Origin of the sequence: Polynucleobacter sinensis (assembly GCF_001595985.1) — a bacterium.
GTDB lineage: Bacteria > Pseudomonadota > Gammaproteobacteria > Burkholderiales > Burkholderiaceae > Polynucleobacter > Polynucleobacter sinensis.
The window spans coordinates 479,391-498,781 of the sequence record NZ_LOJJ01000003.1 but is presented as its reverse complement, the minus strand read 5'-3'; the positions used below and the strand labels follow the sequence as shown (position 1 = coordinate 498,781).

The 19,391-nt window shown below is 47.2% G+C and carries 15 protein-coding genes and 1 other RNA gene; 14 read left to right on the top strand and 2 right to left on the bottom strand.

Going from position 1 to position 19,391, the window contains the following annotated elements; translation table 11 throughout:
- The first annotated feature begins 91 nt into the window (after positions 1-91).
- The 9 genes from AOB49_RS06205 (at position 92) to AOB49_RS12365 (ending at position 12,056) form a co-directional block, all read left to right on the top strand.
- Positions 92-3,076 carry a PD-(D/E)XK nuclease family protein gene (locus AOB49_RS06205; protein WP_062309023.1) on the top strand — a complete coding sequence of 995 codons (2,985 nt, stop codon included), beginning with the start codon at positions 92-94 and terminating at the stop codon, positions 3,074-3,076.
- Positions 3,073-6,579 carry a UvrD-helicase domain-containing protein gene (locus AOB49_RS06200; RefSeq protein ID WP_245640626.1) on the top strand — a complete coding sequence of 1,169 codons (3,507 nt, stop codon included), beginning with the start codon at positions 3,073-3,075 and terminating at the stop codon, positions 6,577-6,579. Before AOB49_RS06205 ends, AOB49_RS06200 begins: the two co-directional genes overlap by 4 nt.
- 113 nt (positions 6,580-6,692) lie before the next feature.
- Entirely contained in the window at positions 6,693-7,535 is an 843-nt protein-coding gene (locus AOB49_RS06195; protein ID WP_062309019.1) for a tetratricopeptide repeat protein, read from the top strand.
- A gap of 38 nt (positions 7,536-7,573) precedes the next feature.
- Positions 7,574-8,074, top strand: a complete 501-nt coding sequence (locus AOB49_RS06190; protein WP_062309017.1) for a DUF1993 domain-containing protein — start codon at positions 7,574-7,576, stop codon at positions 8,072-8,074.
- Positions 8,071-8,202, top strand: a complete 132-nt coding sequence (locus AOB49_RS12370) for a hypothetical protein (RefSeq protein WP_281177813.1) — start codon at positions 8,071-8,073, stop codon at positions 8,200-8,202. Before AOB49_RS06190 ends, AOB49_RS12370 begins: the two co-directional genes overlap by 4 nt.
- A gap of 63 nt (positions 8,203-8,265) precedes the next feature.
- On the top strand, positions 8,266-9,942 hold the full coding sequence (locus tag AOB49_RS06185; RefSeq protein WP_062309015.1) for an amidohydrolase: 1,677 nt from the start codon (positions 8,266-8,268) through the stop codon (positions 9,940-9,942).
- A 117-nt stretch (positions 9,943-10,059) separates the two neighbouring features.
- Positions 10,060-10,557 (top strand): LexA family protein, encoded by a 498-nt coding sequence (locus AOB49_RS06180; RefSeq protein WP_062309013.1) that lies wholly within the window; start codon positions 10,060-10,062, stop codon positions 10,555-10,557.
- On the top strand, positions 10,554-11,855 hold the full coding sequence (locus AOB49_RS06175; protein WP_062309011.1) for a Y-family DNA polymerase: 1,302 nt from the start codon (positions 10,554-10,556) through the stop codon (positions 11,853-11,855). Before AOB49_RS06180 ends, AOB49_RS06175 begins: the two co-directional genes overlap by 4 nt.
- A 69-nt stretch (positions 11,856-11,924) precedes the next feature.
- Positions 11,925-12,056, top strand: coding sequence for a hypothetical protein (locus AOB49_RS12365; protein WP_281177812.1), 132 nt, complete (start codon positions 11,925-11,927; stop codon positions 12,054-12,056).
- A 96-nt stretch (positions 12,057-12,152) separates the two neighbouring features.
- Here the strand turns inward: AOB49_RS12365 and AOB49_RS06170 are convergent, their stop codons facing one another.
- Together AOB49_RS06170 and ffs are read right to left on the bottom strand one after the other, a co-directional pair.
- Positions 12,153-12,812 carry a putative quorum-sensing-regulated virulence factor gene (locus AOB49_RS06170; protein ID WP_062309010.1) on the bottom strand — a complete coding sequence of 220 codons (660 nt, stop codon included), beginning with the start codon at positions 12,810-12,812 and terminating at the stop codon, positions 12,153-12,155.
- 394 nt (positions 12,813-13,206) lie between these two features.
- Positions 13,207-13,304: signal recognition particle sRNA small type (gene ffs, locus AOB49_RS06165), an RNA gene on the bottom strand.
- 32 nt (positions 13,305-13,336) lie between these two features.
- Here ffs and dnaX point away from each other — a divergent pair.
- The 5 genes from dnaX to AOB49_RS06140 all read left to right on the top strand — a co-directional run bounded on the left by dnaX (position 13,337) and on the right by AOB49_RS06140 (position 19,385).
- Positions 13,337-15,001 (top strand): DNA polymerase III subunit gamma/tau, encoded by a 1,665-nt coding sequence (dnaX, locus tag AOB49_RS06160; protein ID WP_062309007.1) that lies wholly within the window; start codon positions 13,337-13,339, stop codon positions 14,999-15,001.
- 50 nt (positions 15,002-15,051) lie between these two features.
- The gene (locus tag AOB49_RS06155; protein WP_062309006.1) at positions 15,052-15,375 is read left to right on the top strand and encodes a YbaB/EbfC family nucleoid-associated protein; all 324 of its coding nucleotides are present in this window, start codon (positions 15,052-15,054) and stop codon (positions 15,373-15,375) included.
- A 20-nt stretch (positions 15,376-15,395) separates the two neighbouring features.
- Positions 15,396-16,010, top strand: a complete 615-nt coding sequence (gene recR / locus AOB49_RS06150) for a recombination mediator RecR (protein ID WP_062309003.1) — start codon at positions 15,396-15,398, stop codon at positions 16,008-16,010.
- A 256-nt stretch (positions 16,011-16,266) separates the two neighbouring features.
- The gene (locus tag AOB49_RS06145; protein WP_062309002.1) at positions 16,267-17,682 is read left to right on the top strand and encodes a carbohydrate porin; all 1,416 of its coding nucleotides are present in this window, start codon (positions 16,267-16,269) and stop codon (positions 17,680-17,682) included.
- Between the two features lie 191 nt (positions 17,683-17,873).
- Positions 17,874-19,385: a TolC family protein gene (locus AOB49_RS06140; protein ID WP_216634651.1), complete on the top strand. Its 1,512-nt coding sequence runs from the start codon at positions 17,874-17,876 to the stop codon at positions 19,383-19,385.
- Positions 19,386-19,391: the final 6 nt, after the last annotated feature.

The window sequence follows — 19,391 nt, the reverse complement described above, 5'->3', positions numbered from 1 at the left end:
ACGCTTATATTAGCAATAAGCCACACTTTCTGCCTAAATTGTAAAAATCAATCACAAACCAGCCCCAAAGCCAGCCCCAGAAAAACTGTCAATGTCGCACCCATTTCCGACCCTAAATGAGCAAAAGCAGCCATATGCTTGGGCAATAGCGCCCAACGCGGACGCTCTAAAGTCGCTGGCCGAGGGTATTTGGAATTGTGCAATGCAAACGAATCAACGCCCCTTAGTGGTGCTGAGTACTGCAGGACCATTAATGGGGGTGAGAGCTGCTCTAGAGAGGTGCCCCCCCAATAACCTGCCTAGTCACATTGCCTTCCTGCCCCAAGTCATGAGTTTTAACGACTGGCTAGAAGCAGCACCAGGCGCATGGAAGTTCCCTAAGAAGCAAACTGATCTAGAGCGTTGGTTGTCGGTTTACGCGACACTGCGCAAACACAAGCAATTGCAATCCTGGTTTAAAGCGGAAACCGAGGCAGGTTCGTGGGGATTGGCTCAGGCCATCATTGCAGCCTGCGACACCTTATCCAACTCCATAGCGCCCAGTCTTCAGCAAGAGCTGCATCAGCTCATCTCAAATCAAGAAGAGTCTATTAATCAAAATACGCAATCTTGGATTGAGACACTTGAACCATTATTAGATCGCACCATTGGTCAGGCATACCCAGCGCTTGCAAGAAAAGTGGTGGATCAAGAAGCGCAAGTGCTACTGACCTTCTGGAGATATATCACCAGCCCAAGCGATCCTGCATTCAGAAAACAATTTGCTATGGCTGCCCATCTTGAGGCTAGCAAGAAAATTGCACAAGTAAATACAAGACCTTTGGTTTGGGTAGAGACAGCAGACCCAACGCCGATTGATAAGCAGCTTATTCAGTGGTATCTAGCGGACTATGCGCAGTACGCTCCAGCAATTGAGGTAACAATGAACTGGGAGTCGGTTGCGCTTTGGGCTGAAGCCATCAGCACTAACGCTCCTGAAGAGCAAAAGCTGCAAGCCATCCAAACTAATATCAGTAATGCGCATCCAGAGCATTGGCATCTGATTGCCGCTAAGCGATTTGAGGAATTGGCGTGGGCAACGGCTAAAACAATTGAGCGTCAACTAATCGATGGAAAAACCAATATCGCCCTGGTAGCGCAAGATCGTCTCGTCGCTAGAAGAGCGCGTGCATTGCTCGCACGTTTAGGCCCATCCCTTAAGATTCAAGATGAGACTGGCTGGAAGCTGTCCACCACCAGAGCGGCAGCAGCGCTCAATAGTTGGCTGGAGTTATTGCGTGCACCATCTGAGGGCCCGAGTGCGGCTGACCTGTTGGAGTTTTTACAAAATCCATTCTTAGATCTTGGAAGGTGTCTTAACTCCAACGGTACACGTGACGCAGAATCTTTAAATGGATTGGTGGCACAGCTCGAAGATATTTTGATTGCTAGCCAAGTTAAATCCGGCTGGGAAACTTTTCATATGGCGATCGAGGGATCGGTCACGCATGGCTCTACTGCACCGAATCCGCTGTTACTGGAACTGCTGCAATCCATTCGTGGTCGACTCAATCGCTGGCGTGGAATCAAAATCAATTGCGCTCTTGCCCATCAATATCTGGTGGATGATCTGGTTCAAATGGGAATGACTGAAGGCCTAGATAAAGATTCTGCTGGCAAGCAGTTGCTTGAGCTTTTGGAAACATTTGATTTTGATGTAGAGCATCAGCAAATTGCGATGCGCCTCAATGAATGGCTTAGTTTATTAAAAACAGTTATTGAAGAATCTTCATATGAAGAGAAGGGTGCTAGTGCTGAGGCAACTCTCAGCATCCTGCCACTGAGCTCCACTCGTTTTAGGGAATTTGAATCTGTTGTGATGGTGGGTTGTGATGAACAGCAACTACCTGCATTTTCAGAACCTCCACTATTTTTCTCTGATACTTTAAATCGACTCTTGGGTGGCTCTAGTATTGAGGCGCAGTTTATTCAGCAGGCGCGAGATTTATCTCAACTGCTTATCTCATTCCCTAGCGTGAATCTCCTTTGGCAAAGTAAGAGTAAGAGTGGAGAGCCACTAAGACCTTCGGCATGGATTCAGAGACTTCAAATTGATTTACCAAATTGGCAGGCACAAAATGCCAGTGCATTATTTGCACCTCGCAGCGGTACTGCAGCCCCATCCCAAATGGCGATAGCAACACTGGATTCAGATTTACCAATGCCAGTCTCGATGAGTCCGAGCGCTTACAAAGCATTGCGTGACTGCCCTTATCGCTACTACGTGCGTAGTTTGCTAGGCCTGCGTAAGCTCAAAGGTTTTGAAGAAGGTTTTGATGCCTCACTAGCTGGCCAAACGTTGCATAAGATCTTGCGTAATTTCTATCACGCCATGAAAAGTGAGGCGCAAAAATCCGCCACACCAATCACTGCAGAACCAGAACTGCACCGTGCTTGGATGCAAGATCAGCTAACGCTAATCTCCGAGCAGGTCTTTAAGCGTTTAATTGAAGGTGACGCCAGAGTCTTAGGCGTCTTAAGAGATTGGCAACAACAAATCCCTAGTTTTATTCAGTGGCAGTTGGATCGGGAGGCTCAAGGTTGGCTGTTCTACGACGCTGAAGTGAAGGTTGGCTTTGATCTGCCATTTACCGATGCAGATGGAAATGAGCGCCATATTCGGATTGAGGGTTACGCCGACCGCTTTGATGTCAGCATTCATGATCCTAACGCTGCATCAGTGATTGACTATAAGAACCAGAGTCTGGCCAAAGTAGAGTGGCGCTCTGAAGTAGTCTTGGATGATCCGCAGCTATTAATTTATGCCAGAGCCGCAAATGAGAGCAAAAAGATCCCTGGGCGCGCAGTCAATGCAGCCGAGTGGGTAGCTTTAAAAGCCGACGTGAAAAAAGCTGGTGATGGTGCTGAGCGCTCAGTAGGCATCGCAGAAATACCAGAACTCATGCAAGAGTTTTCTGAGCAAATTACCGAGGATGTGCAATCCCTCTGGTCCGGAAAACCTCTTAAAGCATTTGCACCCGATAGCGTTTGCCAGTATTGCGAAGCTAGGGGTATTTGCAGAAAGGGGATGTGGTGAGTAACACTACCTTTCCAATCCAAATTGCTTGCGATCCTAATCGCTCGGTAATCGTGTCTGCATGTGCGGGTAGTGGTAAGACTTGGTTATTGGTCACCAGGATGGCTCGACTACTGTTGGCTGGCGCTAAGCCTCAAGAGATTCTCGCGCTCACTTTTACTCGTAAAGCTGCGCAAGAGATGCGTGATCGCCTCTATCGTTTGCTTGAAGAGTTTTCACAATCAAGTGATGAGCAACTCATTGGGTACTTAACTGAGCGCGGATTGAGTGCTGATGAGGCAAAGGTGCTGCTACCCACTGCAAAGTCTCTCTATGCCAAAGTGCTAGCAAGTCCGCAGGGTATTGTTATTGATACCTTCCATGGTTGGTTTGGTAGGCTCTTAGGCGCTGCACCAATCTCAACGGGTATACAGCCTGGCTTTAGCCTACGAGAAGACGCAAAGCGCTTACAAGACGAGTGCTTAGATGATTGGTGGGGAAATCTGCCCGAAGGGATTCAGGCACATTACGACACCTTGCTAAAGACGCTTGGAGCAAGTGAAACCCAGAAGTTCCTGATGAGCAATTACAGCCTCTTTAAACAGAGGGGTGCTTGGACATTCTTCTCGCAAGCATGTAAAGCTCATGGCACCACTCCTATTGAGAAGCTCAAAGCTGATTTATCGAGACTGAAAATTGATAATCCGCTTAATGGAATTTGGAATGCCATTAACGTCAAGGCGGATTTAGAGTTTTTATATCGCTGTTTTAGCAATAGCAGTGCTACAGAAATGGCCTATGCGCCAATCATTCAAGCCGCCATTAATCTCAAGGCTAGCGGTGGTGATGTGATGGATATTGTATCGACATTGCAGCCAGTATTTTTGACTCAAGATGATGCCAATCGAACATCGAATGACAAGGCCGCTGGTGATCTCAAGAAGTACCTCAAAAAAGAAGGTGAGCTAGATCGCGAACAAGAGCACGCAACCTATAAGCAAGCTTGGGCAACGGCTTTCTTAGAGTTTGTTGCCTGGAATAAAGAGCAAGAAGCCTTCGCACTCAATGAAGCCTGGTTTGCAATGAGCGCCGCCATGATGGATCACGTTAGTGCGACCAAAGAATCCATGCGCGTCCGTGACTTTGATGATCTGGAGATCGGTGTCAGTCAATTAATGGCGGACTCTGCCAATGCAGCCTACTTACAGTCAAGGCTAGATGCGAAGTACAAACATATTTTGGTGGATGAGTTTCAGGATACCAACCCATTGCAATGGCAGATTCTGCGGGCATGGTTAGAAGGTTATGGTCAGGATGAATCTAAACCCACTGTCTTTATCGTAGGGGATCCCAAGCAATCGATTTACCGATTCCGCCGGGCTGATCCGAGATTGTTTAATGATGCGCAGGCTTTCTTAGTAAAAGAAATGAACGCAGCATCCTTAAATCAAAATACTACCCGCCGTAACGCACCAAAAATAAATGAAGCAGTAAATCAGATCTTTGGCACCGAGCAATTGCCGGAGTCATATCCATTCACTAAGCAAAACACCTTATGGCAAGCGCCAGCAGGAGATTCTGACAACCCAAAACACTCAAGCGAGGGCGAAGCCTATTTATTGCCCCTTGTGAAATACGAAGCTGAAGAGTTGGAGCAAAGAGCTGGCAATGCTTTTGAAGAAGCGATTGTCGATGCGCGACAAACCGCTGATGTCACTCAGCGCTACGTTGAGGGGCAGCAAGTTAGCGCATTAATACAGCACCTTATTCAGACGCGTCCAGTAGTAGATCGCGTCAATGGCAAAGAAGTCTGGCGCAAGGCTAGAGAGAGTGATTTCTTATTGCTGGTGAAGCGCCGCAAATATCTTCCACAATTTGAGCGCGCTCTACGTGAGGCAGGTTTAGCGTTCGAGAGTTCAAGACTCGGTGGTTTGCTCAATACCCTAGAGATTGATGATCTAATTGCGCTTTTAACTGTCCTAGTTACGCCACGCCATGATTTGCCGCTCGCGCAGGTGTTGAGAAGTCCGATCTTTGCATTTACCGAAAGCCAAATGCAAACCCTTGCTAAAGCAATGGCATCTAATCAATACCGCTCTTGGTGGGATGCTTTGCAAGATAGTCCAGATGCTAGCTTGATGCAGGCAGCGCGATATTTAGAGCATTGGCGCATATTAGGTGAGCGCCTGCCAGTTCATGATTTACTGGATCGAATTTATCAAGAAAGTGATTTGCGCATCAAGTATGCAAGCGCCTCTCAAGAGATTGCTCGAGCACAGGTCTTAGCGAATCTGGATGCCTTCCTTGAGCTGGCCCTCAATCAGGATGGCGGCCGCTATCCAAGTCTGGGGCGATTTATCGAGGAGATCAACACCATCCGCCGCGGCGATGATGATGAAACCCCGGATGAGGGTGATGTTGAAGCAGAAGCGGATCTCGTTGAGCTCGACGAGGAGAGTGAGTTATCTGAAGAAGACAAAAACAAGCGCGTTCGTATGATGACGATCCATGGGGCAAAGGGCTTGGAATCGCCATTTGTCATCATGCTCGATGCTAACCATACTGAAGGTAAGGCGGATCATCGTGGCGTCTTATTGGATTGGCCGCCCGAGAGCGAGAGTCCAAGTCATTTATCGATGTATACCTCGGCCACCTTAACCAATCCCCGCAGCGAAGTGCGTGAACGCGAATTACTCATAGCTAAGAATGAGAATTGGAATCTGCTCTACGTGGCAATGACTAGGGCAAAACAGGGGCTTTGGATTAGCGGTGTAGCAAAGGCGCCCACTGCAAAAAATCCTGTAGGCCTGGATGAGAAGTCTTGGTATGGTAGAGCGATGCTAGGCCAATTAAGCATTCTTGAAGACCAACCGTCACCACTAACAAATAAAACCCCAGCGCCAAAAAGTCAGAAGGCAGTTGGTTCAAAGGATTTCATGATGGATGACTTTGAGGTTTCTTGGGGCGCAGCTAAAGCGAGTCACGAGCAACAGCTAAAAGATATTGAGAGTGGTGTAGCTCTCGAAGTCTTCCAGGATGATGACGGTGCACCAGATAACTCCAAAATATTGGAAGAGGGCGTGCATTTTCATCGCCTTCTTGAACACCTTACACATCAAACCGGGGCAACAGGCCCGGAGCCAATGAGTGCAGATCAAATAGCTCGCTGGCTTGGCATTAGCAATGAGTTGGCAAATAAAGCCTTAGATCAAGCCAATACCGTTCTTAATGCCCAAAAGCTCCAGCCATATCTCACGACAAATCAGTGGGTACAAGCCTGGAATGAGATTGATGTTGTGAGTCTGGATGGCAGAAGCTTCCGCTTAGATCGCCTAGTAGAGTTTGATGATCACTTGGCCATCCTCGATTACAAGCTCACCATCCCTGAAGAGGGTAGCGAGGCTCACAATAAATACCGTGGGCAACTGAATAACTATAAACAAGAGCTAGCCAGAATACGTCCGGATAAGCCGGCTAAGGCCTTTTTAATCTCCGCCAAGGGCGAGATAGTCGAAATCGCTTAAGTGCCCTTTACCCCTTGAAATTCCCCCTAAATCCCCCATATAGCTAGGGAATAGTAAAAATCCCGAAACTAGGGATAATGGAATTCACACGAAACATCCTACAAGGAGTCTTGATGAGTATTCGTAAAGTAATCAATTTATTAGTTGGCGTAATCGCAGCTGCGGTACTGGTAACTAGCAACGCAGCGTTTGCCGAGGCAACTTTGCCTGAGGTATATCAGGCTGTGCAATCTGGGCAAATGGCTAAAGCCGATGCCATGATGAAAGAGGTTCTCCAAAATCACCCTAATAGCGCAAAGGCTCACTATGTAGCAGCTGAGCTTTACGTTAAAGAAGGCAAGCTAGAGGCCGCGCGTAATCATTTCATCAAAGCGCAAAATCTTGCTCCAGGCTTGCCATTCGCGCAACCTGAGTCAGTACAAAAACTCCAGATGCAATTGGCTGGCGCTGCAGTTCCAGGCGCACCCGCTGTTAGCCAAGGCTCTATTTTTAGTAACCCACTGTTTTGGGGTTTGATCGCAATCTTGGTTGTTGGAATCATGATCGTGATGAAGCGTCGCAAGGCTGAAGCAGTGCAGGTCTATAACGCTCCAAGTGCTGGCTATCCTGGCGCCCCCGGAACCCCTGGCGGTCCGGCTGGTTATCCCGGCGGCCCTGGCTATCCTGGTGCTCCGGCTGCAGGCGGTATGGGAAGTGGTTTGATGGGTAGCTTAGCCACTGGTGCTGCCTTGGGTGCTGGTATGTATGCTGGTCAAGCATTAGCCAGCAACCTCATGGGTGGTCATGATAATGGCCATTCAAACCCCAATGTCAACCCTAACTTTAATCAAGTAGGCGGCCCTGGAATGGATGATCCAAACTTTGGCGTGCGTGATGCTAGTTCTTGGGATGATGCCAGCTTGGGATCTTCTTGGGATGACAATGGCGGCGGTGGCGACTTTATGAGTGATGTTTAATTCACTCTCAATACAGTAATTTATTTCAAAAGGTATTTATGGCAATTTCAATGTACCAAGCATCTATTCCGCAGTTCAAGAAGATGCTTGGCAATCTCTCCAACCTTTTAACGAAGGCAGAAGAGTATGCGGCTGCCAAAGGAATCGATGGCAAGGTCTTAGTGGAGGCGCGTTTATTCCCAGACATGTTCCCTCTGGCTAAGCAAGTACAAATTGCTTGTGATCAAGTGAAGTTTGGTTTGGCACGCTTAGCTGGTGTTGAGGCGCCTAAATTTGACGATACTGAAAGTACTCTCGCTGAGTTACAAGAGCGTATTGCCAAAACCATTGCTTTTGTTGACACCATCAAGCCTGAGCAAGTTGATGGTACGGAAGCTAAGGAGATTAAATTCTCTATTAAAGAATGGAACTTTGAGTTTGTGGGGGAACAATACGTGCTGACTTGGATCATTCCGAATTTTTATTTCCATGTCACCACTACCTACAACATCCTGCGTCATAACGGCGTTGAAATTGGTAAAGCCAATTACCTGGGATGATGGATCGTCCATTTAATTACTTGATGGAGATTGTCGAGGTAGGACACGCTTGGTTTTACCGGGTCAGTATCTATGCCTCGAATGCCTTCTTGGATGACCCAGCCATCTTAGCTTTTGCTTTTTGTTAATTAAGAAACCACCTTCGGGTGGTTTTTTATTGCCCCATAGGTTTTTCTGTAAAAATGGTGCTTATGAAAACTATCCCTAAAATCCTTGCTAGCCTTTTGATTTCGATTGCGACGATCTCTTTTGCGGGCCCCGCAACCGTCTATTTCAACGGCGATATTCTGACGATGGAGGGCGATAGTCCCAGGTATGTTGAAGCTGTTCTTGTCAAGGATGACAAGATTACTTTTGTCGGGGATATGAAAGCAGCTTTAGTCGAGGCAGGTACTAACGCCAACATGTATGACTTAAAAGGCCATACTCTCTTGCCAGGCTTCATTGATACTTGGGGTCATTTTGCTTTAATTGCCCAAGACACGTTTGGCGTCAATCTGGCGTACTTTTCTAAAAATCCACCAAAGACGAAGCAGCAGTTAATAGATAAGTTACGTAAGGAGGGCAATCCTTTTAATGGTTGGATCGTCGGTACGGGATATTCTGAGACGCTGTTGAGTGATGGCGCAATCACTTTGGTAGAGCTTGACCAGGCTTTTCCTGATACGCCAGTTTTGATTGAAAATATTTCTACCTTAACAGGCATGGTCAATAGTGCGGGCCTCAAAAAATTGAGGATTACTACTGCCACTAAAGCGGTGAATGGATTCATTCCTGTTGACCCTAAAACGGGGAGGCTCACTGGCGACCTGATTGGCATGCCTTATCTCAATGCAGTAGCAAAAGCAGTGGGTAAATACTCTCAAGACCTTACATTTGAGTCTTATCGCAAGGCCGAGAAACTCTACATTTCCAATGGTTTCACAACGGCGCAAAGCTATGAGGCGACTATTACCGATATGCGCAATATGCGATTGGCGGTAGATCGCGGCATTGTGACCTTAGATTTAATTGCTCTACCAACTTTTGATGTTGTTGATCAATTACTCAAGACTAACCCCAATTACCAGTTCGGAATCTACAGTAAAGGCGATCGAGGTTTCAAGGTTGCGGGTATACAAGTCCCCACAGATGGCGCACCGCAGTTGCGATTGGCTTACTTCACTAAACCCTATTTGGATACCACAGGCTTTGCAAAAGATTGGCGTGGGTTTGCTTATTACCCACAAAGCCTGATTGATAAGTACATCAAGCTTGCCTATCAAAAGAATATTCAATACTTTGGCTATAGCAATGGTGATGCTGGTATTGATATGACCCTGGCGGCTATCGATAAGGTTGTCAAAGAGACTGGTATTACTGATGACCGCCGTACGGTGATTGCGCATTCTTTTTTTGCGCGCGATGATCAGCTCGAGGGTTATAAAAAGAACAACATCATGGCGGTCATGATGCCCAATGGCACCTGGTTATATGGTGATGTTTATCCCAAGACGCTTGGGGCGGAGCGTGCCAATAATTTAAATCCATTAAAGAGTGCCCATGCAAAAGGAGTGATCACTGCGCTTCATAATGACACCCCATCTTCTGGACCTAGTGCGCTCTTTTCAGTTTGGAGTGCTGTTAATCGCCAAACTGTCTCTGGAAACACTTTGGGCCCAGAGCAAAGGGTTGATCCCTATTTGGCGCTCAAGGGCTTTACTAGTAATGCGGCCTATCTATATAGGGAAGAGGGTAAAAAGGGCACGATCACTGCCGGCAAATTGGCTGATTTAGTGGAACTGGATCAAAACCCCTTAAAAGTAGACCCTATGAGTATTAAAGATATACATGTTGTACAAACTATTAAGGCTGGGAATGCTCTTTAGCCAGTAAATGAGTCTGGTGTGGGCAAAAGCGACAAAAAAGTCCATAAATAACGGTTTTTTCATGAAATAAGTGTCGGGTATTGAAATACTGTATGGATATACAGTATATTAGAACCCATGGCACTTATCGCACTTCCACAAAGCTCCTCAGAAAGCACTCTGACCCAGGCCCCACAGGCTTTGGCGGTCAATGGCGCCTATGAGTTCAAACTCCTGAGTCATCGCATTTCAGCAGGATTTCCGAGCCCAGCGGCGGACTATGCCGAGGAAGGTCTCGATCTCAATAGCTACTTAGTCCAAAACAAGCCAGCTACCTTCATGTTCACTGTTAAGGGTGATTCGATGATGGGCGCAGGCATTTGTGATGGCGACAAGGTGGTAGTCGATAAAGCCCTCAAGCCAAAACATAAAGATATCGTGGTGGCTGTCGTGAATGACGAGTACACCATCAAGCGCCTTTATCAATTGCGCGGCAAAACAGAGCTCCAGCCTGAGAACCCGAATTACCAGGCTATTACCTTTAACGAGAACAGCGAACTCCAAATTTGGGGAGTAGTCGTTGGGGTAGTACGCAAGTACAGCCATGCTAGCAGCAGAAACGGGAGGTCAGCATGAATCAAGCCGGACAAACCAATCAACTCTTCGCACTCGTAGATGTCAATAATTTCTATGTATCTTGCGAGCGCGTCTTTGCGCCGAAGCTGGAAGATGTGCCGATGGTGGTGCTCTCCAATAACGATGGTTGTGCCGTAGCGCGTAGTGCTGAAGTCAAAGCGCTTGGTGTGAAGATGGGTACACCCTGGTTTCAGATGAAGGACCTGGCTAAAAAACATGGTATCCAGGCCTATTCTTCAAACTACACCTTGTATGGTGATATGAGCAGCAGGGTAGTGGAAGTCTTAAGAAAGTTCACACCCAATTTAGAGGTCTACAGCATTGACGAGAGCTTTCTGCAAATTGAGACTGTACTGAGGCAATATGTTGACCCCACTAGCTTGGGTCAAATCATCAAGCAAGAAGTTAAAGACACTACGGGCTTGCCTGTATGTGTTGGTATTGGCGCTAGCAAGACACTTGCCAAGCTAGCCAATCACCTTGCCAAGAAATATAAACCGTTCGCTGGTGTATGCGACATCAGCTCCATGGCTAAAGAGGAGCTATATCAATGGATGACCGAGACACCGGTAGGTGAGGTATGGGGTATTGGTGGCAAGACCGCGAAGAAACTCAAAGATCTGAAGATCCATAGTGTATTTGATCTCATGCAAGTTTCACCACAAGCCATGCGTCAACAATTTGGCGTTGTGATTGAGCGCATTTGCTATGAGTTGCGCGGCGTATCTTGCTTACAGCTAGAAGAAGTGGCTCCAGCCAAACAGCAAATCATTTCTTCAAGAAGTTTTGGTAAACCGGTAACTTCCATGGAAGAGTTGGCTGAGTCTGTTGCTACTCATGCCGCTAGAGGTGCTGAGAAGCTCAGAAGTCAGAAGTCAGTGACGGGCGCGCTCACAGTATTTGTGCAAACTAACCCACACAAACAATTCGAGCCACAACACCATCAAAGCATTACCGTTGCCCTCAGTGATCCTAGTGATAACACCTTAACGTTAACCACTGCCGCATTAAAGGGTCTCCAACAAATCTATAAAACCGGCTTTAAGTATAAAAAAGCAGGTGTGATCTTCAATCTGTTGGCGGATAAGCCCACCATGCAGCAATCGCTATTTGATGACATGGAAGTCAAGGGTAAATCTGCTGGCCTCATGAAGGCCCTGGACTCAATCAACAGTCGCTTTGGTAACGCTGTCATTAGAACCGCGGCAGCAGGTACCAAGCAAGACTGGCAAATGCGATCAGGCAATAGATCACCGAACTACACCACGCAGTGGGATGAATTACCCATCGCGCGATAAACGATTAACGAAGTAAAAACTCATTAACCCAGTAAGCAACTAAGTCAAAAGTAAATAAGGAGAAATCAAATGGAACTATTAAACAACTTCAATGGCATCTCACTCGCAGTGATCATGATTCTGTCTTACTGTGCAGTGTTGAAAAATACCAAGCGCAATGAACAAACGAATACTCGCGTGTTTGGCCGCAAGTATCAGTAAGTAGGCGGCAAAAAGGTAGTAGCGAAAAAAGAATCAGCAGCAGGCCTAGAAGGGGAATAAGGAAATCACGGATTCCTTATTCCCTAGTAAAGGTGCTTACTTTGCGCTGAGAGCCTTGCGCAAGTACTCGGAAACATTGTCCTGACGCAGCATCCACTGCTTATAGTCAGATGGCACCTGGCCAATCAATTCACCTTTGTGTTTACCAAAAGGCATGATCGTCGGAATGCGAGCCTTCTCAGACATTTCCCATAAAGCATCTAAAGAGCCAGGATGTAGCTTTTCAATAATCCGACCCAAAATCTTAGAGCAGATCCAAACATCTGCTAATGCGCTATGGGCATCACGCAATTGGTCTCTAGCGGTAGCACGTTCAAAGTAATAGAGCAGAGCGCTTTGAGTATGGCTATCTAACTCAGGCCAAAGACTGCGCGCAAGGGCAAGCGTACAGATGCGTTTTACCTCGGGCTTGCCAATCGCCTCCCAGTCAAAATCTACGCTATGACCAATGATGTACTTGGTGCCAGCAGGCAATCTAAATGAACTGCTAGAAGGACAGTTGACCAATTCCTCATCCATAATGTGATGAGTTGCTAAAGCCCCCAAGCTAATTGGCTTACCAGGGTTATAGCGTTGCACCCAGGGATTACCAACAGCAAGCGGATTAATGGACGTGACATCCAAAGAGGCCGCCTCAATGATGACGGCATCAGTCTTATCGGTTGCTTCTACATCGAAAATAATGGCTTGAGGCATGGGCTTCTCAGTAAAAGATATTAAGTGAATATTGTGCCTTGAGTTTTACTTAGCTCCACCAAATCTTGTAATTTAGAAAAAATAGCTTATTTGGTTGGAGTATGGGGCTCATAAGAAAGAAGCCCAGTTTGATAGCCTAATTGCTCATCCCATTCCCACATCAGAATCCTCTGCAAAACCTGTCATTTCGCATTTCAAACATCTACCCTAAGTCTTTCCGACTTCACGGGGATCTGGATGCGACTTTCTATTGAGTGTTCTCACAAGCATTTGAAGCTATTTCGAATCTCTCTCGATTCAAGGGTCATGCTTGTATTGCTAATTATTTGGATGATTTGGGGAATCTTGAGGATTCTCAAGATCCTGTGATTGGGCTAAATCTAGCTTGGGGAAGGTGGACGAGCCCGACCCCCGGCACTGACAGAATTGGGTTTGGCTGCTTCGTTCCCGACCTGACCAGGTTATCCAAACCGCCATGCGGGGAGGCCCGTCCAATTCTATTTTAGCTTGTTAGAATGTAATACATGACAGCATTAGCTTTAGCCCGTTCGTGGCGCCCTAAAACTTTCTCCCAATTGGTAGGACAAGACCATGTGGTTAAGGCATTAACCCATGCCTTAGACCAGGGTCGACTACACCACGCATGGCTATTTACAGGCACTCGCGGGGTCGGAAAGACCACGATTGCCCGAATTATGGCTAAAGCCCTGAATTGCACCGGAGAAGATGGTCAAGGTCGAATGACCTCAGAACCCTGTGGAAAATGCCCGGCTTGCCTGGAAATTGATGCCGGCCGCTTTGTTGACTATATTGAGATGGACGCTGCGAGTAATCGCGGGGTAGATGATATTGCCGCTCTTTTAGAGAAAGCGGCCTACGCACCAAGTAATGCGCGTTATAAGGTTTACATGATTGACGAGGTGCACATGCTCACCAATCATGCTTTTAATGCCATGCTCAAAACTCTGGAAGAGCCGCCTGAACATGTGAAGTTCATACTGGCAACTACGGATCCCCAAAAGATCCCAGTAACTATTTTGTCGCGTTGCTTGCAGTTCAATCTCAAGCAAATGCCAGTGCCGCTCATCGTAGAGCATTTGGAAAAAGTCCTTGCTGCAGAAAAGGTCGATTACGAAACTAATGCACTACGTGTATTGGCTAAAGCAGCCCAAGGATCCATGCGCGATGCTTTATCACTTACTGATCAAGCTATTGCATACGCTGCTGGCAAAGTATCTGAAGAAGCAGTGCGGGGCATGCTGGGCACCTTAGATGATGCATACCTCATCAGAATTCTGGATTCACTAATAGCTAAAGATGGCGCAACACTATTGGCAATTGCCAATGAGATGGGTGAGCGCAGTATGTCTTTCTCATTAGCGTTGGCAGATCTCTCAAGCCTCATTCAGAAAATCGCCGCCGCGCAAATTGTTCCCGAGTCTGTATTAGAGGATTGGCCTGAGGCAGCAGAAATTCATCGCTTAGCTGGAGCACTTTCTAAAGAGGAAGCCCAGCTTTTCTATCAAATTAGTATTACGAGTCGTCCCGATTTATCGCTTGCTCCAGATGAGCAAACGGGCTTTGCCATGACGCTCTTGCGGATGCTGGCCTTTCGTCCGGGCGGCGTAACACCGAGTAAGCCAGCTCCAGCGGGTGGTCATTCAGTGCCACCAGTAGCGTCTGCACCAAGAGCTGCTGGTCCGGCCAATCAAACTGCCGCTCCAGCAAGATCTACACCTGCGTCATCTGCTCCAGCGCCTGCTGCTTCAGCTCCTCCAGCTTCTGCGCCAGTCGCTTCAAGTGCAGATCGTCCAGATTGGCATGCCTTGATGCGTCAACTACCGGTGAAAGGCTTGGTTCAGCAGTTGGCTTTTCAGACAGAGTTGCAAGAGTGGAATGATTCAGCCGCTGGTGTGCGTGCATCCGTGGTGACGCCAATGCCGCAACTTGCATCTGAAGCCTCTGTTGCACGCCTGGCTGATGCCTTGACTGCACATTTTGGCAAACCAGTAAAACTCGTAATTGAGAAGGGTGAGGTAGAAGGCAAGACCGTAGCTAAGGTTGATGCGCAGATTCATCAAGAGAAAAGACAGAATGCAGAGCAGATGATCGCTCAAGATCCATTTATTCAGCAATTAGAGAAAGAGTTTGGAGCCAAAGTGGTTGGCGGCTCTGTGAAACCGCTCTAATTGCCAAATTAGATCAATATTAGACAAATAGAGAATAAGGAAATCAAGCGATGATGAAAGGTGGCCTTGCGGGTTTGATGAAACAAGCTCAGCAGATGCAAGAGAAGATGAAAGTAGCGCAAGAGCAATTGGCTGCGCTAGAAGTGACTGGTCAAGCCGCTGGCGGTTTGGTAAAAGTCACCATCTCGGGCAAGCACGAAATGAAGCGTGTACAGATCGATCCAGGCGCAATGGATGACCGTGAAATGCTTGAAGACTTATTGGTAACTGCTTATACAGAAGCATTCAAACAAGTAGAGGCTGCTAGCGCACAAGTGATGTCTGGCGCAACAGCAGGCATGCCAATGCCTCCTGGCTTTAAGTTACCTTTTTAATTGTTGATTGCAATTTATTAATGGCGCGCCATGAAGCTCCGCAAGATGCACTCGGTCGATTGATCGAGGCATTGCGTGTATTGCCGGGAGTGGGTCCAAAGTCTGCGCAACGCATGGCTTTTTACTTGCTTCAGCATGATCGCAATGGCGCAGCAGTGCTTGCCCAATCACTCGGTGAAGCAGTAGACGCCGTTGGGCATTGCGCCCGTTGTAATACGTTCTCGGAAACCCAAATTTGCAGTACATGTAATGATGATCGTCGTGATCCATCGTTACTCTGCATTGTGGAAACACCCGCCGACCAAGTCATGGTTGAGCAGACCTTGAGTTTTAAGGGTAATTACTTCGTATTAATGGGTCGTATCTCGCCACTAGATGGCATGGGTCCTAATGAAATTCATTTTGATCGATTACTAAATCGCATTGAGGCACCTGACACTGGTGTGCCAGTCAGGGAAGTGGTATTGGCAACGAATTTCACGAGTGAGGGTGAGGCAACGGCCCATTACATTGGTGAGGTGCTTAAAGCCAAAGGCATTAAAGTCACCAGAATCGCCAGAGGTATTCCAGTTGGTGGTGAGCTTGAGTACGTCGATGCAGGAACCTTGGCTAGAGCACTCATGGATCGCAGATAAATATTGAGTCTGGCTAGCCTGGGGTCTCATAGCGATTTATTCTGCTGACTGCGTGCTGTGACCAATAAGCGGCATATTAGTCACTAAATCGACATAAATTCTAGGTAAATTGCTCCTTTTTGGGGATAATTTGGCCTGCACCACTGTTGAGCTTCAATCTCACACCGTGCCTAACCGATTTGTCTTGTTTTTACCCCGGTAGATCTGGCCCTAAGCTGTTCATTGGCCATTGATGCTAAGCATTGTGAAATTGTGAATGACCCACAAGTTATACCTTCTCTTGCTATTCAGTGTATTGAGTGCCTTTTGGGGTAGCTCTGCGCATGCACAAAAAGCAGGGTCGGGCTCTGATCAGATTGCTAGTTTTGCCTCACCGATTGACGATCTCCCAACCGAAGGAATGCTTTTTGGATTACCGGTGAATATTCACGGGCAAACCACTTACATTAATCAACGTTATAACAATTTCACCTCGTCTTACTCTGGCATGAATAGTTTGAGCGCCGAAAGGGCGATGAGCTATACCTGGTCAGGGACCTTATTCTTTGGTGCACGCCTTGCGCCCAATACAGACATTTATTTCAATCCGGAGGTGGTGTCTGGTGTGCCATTTTCTGATTTATCTGGTTTAGGTGGTTTCACGAACGGTGAAGCAACCAAAGCAAATGGCGCGCAAGCTAAGTTTTACTCGGCTCGTGCTTTTGTGCGTCAAACCATTAATCAAGAGGGTGATAAGGTTGTCTTAGAAAATGAGGCCAATCAAATTACGCAAACAGTGAGTAGTAATCGTGTCGTGCTCACGGGCGGCCAGTTTTCTACCTTAGATATTTTTGATGACAGCCGCTATGCCAAAGATCCCCGGATTCAGTTTATGAACTGGGGCAATATGACATACCTGGCTTATGACTATGCTGCAGATGCGCGAGGTTATAGCTGGGGCTTGGCAGGGGAATGGTATTTGGATAACTGGGTGATGCGTGCCTCTCGGATGCTGGCGCCAAAGTCACCCAATGGTCGAGACCTCAATTGGCAAATCTTCAATACCTATGGCGATCAAGTCGAGGTAGAGCGTCAGCATAATATTGCTGACCTTCCGGGTAAGGTTAGTGTTTTGGCGTATCGCAACAAGATGATGTTGGCGCGCTTTCAGGATGCAACTAATTATGTTCTACAAAATAATGCACAGGGTACGCAAGCAATTAACAATGTACGTAACAACATGCAGTACAAAACTGGCGTGGGTATTCATGGGGAGCAGGCTTTAACTAAAGACCTAGGTATCTATGGTCGCGCCTTTACTTCTGATGGTCATACCGAAACCATGTCCTTCACAGAGGCTGATAATTCCATCTCGATTGGTTTGGGAATGAATGGCACAAGCTGGAAGCGCCCCAAAGACAGCATTGGTATATCGGCAATGCAAAACGGCTTATCAAGCTACCGTCGCGGTTACCTGCAGGCGGGTGGTGTTTCTTACTTCATCGGTGACTACGCCAGCCCAAGCCAGACAATTTCTTACTCGCCAGAACGTATCGGTGAGGTGTATTACAACGCCACTGTTGTCAAGAATGTTCTTGCTGGATTGAACTATCAACACATCATTAATCCGGCCTATAACTCTGCCCGTGGACCAGTCAATATCGTGTCTTTTAGGATTCATGCTGAGTTTTAAGCGATTCTAGGTGGGCTAAATTAATTATTTTCTTTAGAATCAATGAGATAGAAAACCCCAATTAATGGACTTTTGAGTTTTCTCCCCTATAATCTTCCAAACCCCCTACAAATGCAGGGAAATCTGCATCCTGGGGCTATAAAAACAGCATTAATACAGATTTAGAGGCTGCCGATTTGATTTACGGCCAAATGAAAATTAGCGCATTACTGAAGTTAAAAAATAATCCCTTAACAACGGTTGCTTGTGCGCTTGCCTTTTTTAGCTTTGCCCCAAGAGTCTTTGCCCAAGCGGAGTTGGCGATTCCAGCCACAGTAACAGTGCAAACCAGCGAAGCCCAAACCGCCTTATCCGCGCCACCCGTAGTGGGCAATGAGCCTAATCCTGCCAATGCGGCATCGCTATTCTCGCCAGTAAAGCCAAGCAACACACCCAAGATCTATACCAAAGGTATGCCGTCAGGTCCAGCGGATATGGATTTGCGTCAGCTCTGGGCCGAGCTCAAACTCAATAATCCGCAACTATCATCTTTACGCGAGTCTTATTTATCCGCTAAGGCAACAGTGCCACAGATTGCAGCGCCCGCTAATCCGCAAGTGGGGTTGGTCTGGTCCGGAATGCCAGCGAATTCTCCATTTGCATTAGGGGGAGCAAATGCGCCAAACCCTCCGCAATATCCTAATGGCATCAGTAGCAATAACTCGATCTCGATCGCGCAGCCATTTCAGTTTCCGGGCAAGAGGAGCTTGGCATCCGATATTGCCAATACCAATGCTGAAGCCTTGCTTGCTCAGAGTGAATCTACTTACTTGCAACTGGGTGCGCAGCTCTCGACTCTGTATTACAACGCCTTAGCATCGCAGAAGCAGTTGCAGGTTCTTAAAGAGTCCGTCATGCGCTTGGAGATGATTAAGAATGTCGCTAAGGCGCGCTACACCAACAATGCGGCTGCTTATGTTGAGTATCTCAATGCGCAAGTATCACAAAGTGCAGCGCAAGCGGATCAGTTTAATGTTGAGCGTCAATTACAAGTTGCTCTAAACAACATCAACACCTTGGTAGGTCGCCACTCAAGAGAGCGCTTGGTATTGCGTGGTGATGTTCGTCGCGCCATGAATAGTGTGCCTACCTTAGTTGAGCTAGAGGACTATGCGGAAAGCAGTCATCCTTCTTTAAAGAGTTCAGCCCTGCAATTAGAGGCGGCACGCAAAGGGGTAGATTTGGCGAAGAAAGCTTACCTACCAGACTTTCAGGTAATTGGCTCCTCATTCACGCCGCGCGGTCCTTTTTCAGCCAACAATGGTGCGATGTTTTATCAATTAGAGCTCGATCTAGTTATCCCTTTGTATTTCTTTACGAAAGAGAAGTACGGGGTGGAGCAGGCGCAACGCAATCAGGCGGCTGCTGAAGCGGGCAACATTTCCAATCGTCAGCAAATCGTATTGGCAGTCAACAGCGCCTATGCCGCTTACGAACAAGCGAAGAATCAAACTCAATTTTTAAAAGAGCGCCAAGTTCCACAGGCTGATGCCGCATACAAGGTGGGCTTAACCCAATACTCTAATAATGGTCAGGGATTTAACGATTTACTGACAGCGCAAACCCAATTGCGCAATCTTGAAGTTCAATTGGCGCAGGCGGAAAGTAATCTTCTGCAAGCGCAAGCTGTATTGCTGGTGACAGCCGGTAAAGAACCTTTTTAAGGAATG